General features: G+C 65.6%; 4 protein-coding genes. All 4 read right to left on the bottom strand.

Going from position 1 to position 3,293, the window contains the following annotated elements; genetic code table 11:
• Window positions 1-88 precede the first annotated feature (88 nt).
• The gene (locus A2J02_RS24925; RefSeq protein ID WP_179272149.1) at window positions 89-1,045 is read right to left on the bottom strand and encodes a helix-turn-helix domain-containing protein; all 957 of its coding nucleotides are present in this window, start codon (window positions 1,043-1,045) and stop codon (window positions 89-91) included.
• A 23-nt stretch (window positions 1,046-1,068) separates the two neighbouring features.
• A complete protein-coding gene (locus A2J02_RS24930; protein ID WP_068055106.1) occupies window positions 1,069-1,863 on the bottom strand; it encodes a hypothetical protein in 795 nt (264 codons plus the stop codon).
• Window positions 1,864-1,870: 7 nt separating this feature from the next.
• Window positions 1,871-2,809 (bottom strand): fumarylacetoacetate hydrolase family protein, encoded by a 939-nt coding sequence (locus A2J02_RS24935; protein ID WP_068055108.1) that lies wholly within the window; start codon window positions 2,807-2,809, stop codon window positions 1,871-1,873.
• A partial coding sequence (locus tag A2J02_RS24940) for a flavin reductase family protein (protein ID WP_082899553.1) occupies window positions 2,806-3,293 on the bottom strand: 488 nt, incomplete at its 5' end. The genes A2J02_RS24940 and A2J02_RS24935, both read right to left, overlap by 4 nt.

Consider the following 3,293-nt stretch of genomic DNA (forward strand, 5'->3'; position numbering starts at 1 on the left):
TGCAAACCAGTGTCCTGCATCACACCGTGGGTGGCCATCGATCCCGGTCATGTCGGCGCAAATCGGCAACGGTGGCGCAATTGCGCAACTAGTGCACCGACCGCAGCACCACGGCGTCGCGTCGAACGTCCGATGCTCGGGCTCCGAACCGTGCCGAGAAGGCACTGGAAAAGTAAGCGGCAGAGGAGAATCCGCAGGAGGCGGCGATCTCGGCAATCGACGTCGAGCGTCCCGACGGCGAGGTGAGCACCGTGTGTGCACGAGCGAGTCGCCGCTCGAGGATGTATTTGGGCACGCTGGTGCCGTCGGCTGCGAAGACTCGGGACAGGTGCCGGGCGCTGATTCCGATGGCGTCGGAGACGTCGGTGGCAGACAACGACGCGTCGGTCAGACGGCGCTCGATGTAGGAATGAGCAGCCGCGCGATGCGCCTGCCCGATGTCACTGCGCGTTCCACCGGTCAGGACGGAGACCAGTTCGAGGATCGTCCGCTCGTCGGGCGCCGCCGGCCCGTCGGCGCGCATCGCGCGGCTCACTCGAGCGGCCAGGGCGGCAGCGTGCACGTTGCCGTTCGCCGAGAAGTCGAAGACTTTCGGGGCCGCGAGTGAGTCCTCTCCGGTGACGTCGGAGTAGACCCCGCGCGGGATCTTGACGACTAGTTCTTCGAGGCCGTGCGAGAACCCGCGCATGAAGGCCCTGTCGGCATCGCACAGCAGAACCTGGCCTGGGCCCACGGTGCGCACACCGTCCTCGGAGTAGAAGAACGCATCGCCGACCAGGCTGAAGTACAGCACCACCGAGTCCGACGGCCGGCGCCGAATCAGCTCGGCATCTCGCTCGACGACATGGGAGGTTCCGACAACACGGGCCAGCCCGACCGATCCGACCTGCACGTTGGTTTCGGTGGCCTCGAGGGACCCGCCTTCCAGGCTGCGGCATCTCAGCCCGATGAGCACCTCGGAGTTGTGCCCCTCCCACCGTTGTATTCGCTCGACGGAGGGAAGCCCGACGGTGGAGAACTCCACGGGTGACGCAGCGATCGACACGTCGGGCCTCCTCGGCGAGGGACTTACTTCTCCGGTACGAAACGCAGGTGTTCCGGATCGACTGTAACGAACAGCATCCACCGATCACCGAGACCGCGCGTGACGTGGCCTGCTCCGGTCACGTCGTCGATGTAGGCGATGTCGCCCGCCACCGGCGAGGTCACCGTTCCGTCCCCGGTCTCGTTCTCGGCCCTGCCGTTGAGTGTGACGCCCAGCTGCGGCCTGGGCCCGTTGTGCCAGACGCCCGGAACGTACCCGTCCTCGCCGTAATCGCGGCGGGTGACGAATGCTCCGAGCGAACGCGGCCACTGCTCGACCGGCGGTACCGGAGCCAGATCACTCGGCCAGCGCAGCGGCTCGGTCCGAGAGGTTCCGCCGTCGTCGTAGATCCACGTCAGCGACGGCCGTCCCTGCCGGACGGTCGGGTCGGGTCGGGCTTCGTTGTCGCCTGCTTCGGGCAGCCAGTCGTCCAGCGCGAGGTAGAGCAACCACGCGAAGCCGTCCCAGGTCATCGTCATGGTCTCGGGACTGGCGACGTTCGCGAACACCAGGTCTCCGGCGGTCAGCACAGCCGGGCTGCGGTCGCGTACATCCACCCGCACCTCGCCCGAGAGCACCACAACGGTGTGTGACCCGAGCGAGGTGGGGGCGGGGACGTCGACCATCCGAGCTCGGGTGAGCCAGAAAGCCGTTGCCGGAACGACATTCGCCGGACCTTTGACGCGTGAGTCGCGGTGCGGCAGGAAGGCATCTCCGGCGTCGATTCCTCCGTACGTCTCGGAATCGCCGAGGGTCTCGTGCACGCGAAGCACTTTCATCGGGCGGTCATTCGGCTGTGGGGGCGTAGCGTCCGCTCAGCTGAGGCGGAGTCCGACCCTTGTTTCCCGCTTCGGTCCATTCGTGGCGAGTCTGACGTCCCCAGGTGCGGTGCAGCTCGTCACTGATGGTGACGCTGAGCCGGCCGAGGTCGCCCACTTGCAAGTCGATGCGGTCGCCGTCCTGAAAGGCGTGCAGTCCACGATGATTGGTGCCGGTGGCAATGATGTCGCCGGGCTCGAGAGCATGCATGTGCGAGACGAACTCGACGGACTCGGCGATGCTGTACGCCATGTCGTCTGTGTCGAACTCCTGCTTGATCTCTTCGTTGTTCCACAGCGTGACCGGCATGTTCTGCGGGTTCGGCACCTCGTCGGCGGTCACCAGGTAAGGGCCGATCGGGCAGAAGGTCTCCCGGGACTTCATCTGGTAGAAAGCGTTCTCCCGCGGCGGAATTCCGCGTGCAGAACCGTCGATCAGGTTGGTGTAGCCGAAGATGTGGTCGTACGCATCGGCTGCCGAGACGTTGTGCGCGCGCTTGCCGATGATGATGGCCAGCTCCGCCTCGCCCTCGAATATCGTCGCTGCGACGTCGGGCAACACCATGGTGTCGCCGTGGCCGATGATCGAATTGGGAGACTTCGCGAATCCGTTGATCGGCGGCCGCTCGGGCAGGGTGCCGTTCTCCATGTAGTTGCGCGCCATGCAGTCGATGTTCGACGGCCGAGGGATCGGAGGGCGAATACGTACTGCGCTCAACGGAATTCCGTCACCTGCGGCCATTGCAGCTTCGAGGCGTTCACGGTAGGTGGCCCAGCCCTCGATGACGCCGCGGATGACGTCCTGCGGGTGTGCCGCCGGGATGTCCTTGACTTCGCCACTGAGGTCGATCACGTTGCCGCCGTGCAGGACTCCGAGTTTGAAATCGTCGAAGAAGAGAAGCTTCATGGTGTTGCACCTTTCGTTGGGGGTTGGGGGTTGGGTACGAAACGTCCGTACCGGCCGCGGAAGAAGACCAGAGCGCTGCCGTCCTCGGCCGCGCTGAGACTGTGTACGCGGGCCACGACGATCGTGTGATCGCCTGCCGCGTATTCGGCGTACATCTCGCAGTTGAGCCAGGCCACCGCGTCGTCCAGGGCCGGGCCCGCCGACTGGTCGTGCCAGCTCGTGCCTGCGAAACGATCGGTGTTGCGCGCCGAGAACTGGCGTGATGCCTGCTCGTGATGGTCGGCGAGAATGCTGATGCAGAACCGGCCTGCAGCTCTGATGGCCGGCCAGGTGGTCGAGGTGCGGGCCACGCAGATCGACACCAGCGCGGGGTCAAGGGAGACGGCGGTGAACGAGTTCACCGCGATCCCGGTCCGACCGGATGCCCCCTCCGACGCGATGACGACAACGCCGGTAGGCAAGTGGCCCAATACTTTTCGGAAGA

Origin of the sequence: Rhodococcus sp. EPR-147, assembly GCF_001647185.1 — a bacterium.
GTDB lineage: Bacteria > Actinomycetota > Actinomycetes > Mycobacteriales > Mycobacteriaceae > Rhodococcoides.

Coding starts and splice junctions, on each gene's coding strand:
- A2J02_RS24930 (WP_068055106.1), bottom strand. CDS start 1,863: ATGAAAGTGCTTCGCGTGCACGAGACCCTCGGCGATTCCGAGACGTAC.
- A2J02_RS24935 (WP_068055108.1), bottom strand. CDS start 2,809: ATGAAGCTTCTCTTCTTCGACGATTTCAAACTCGGAGTCCTGCACGGC.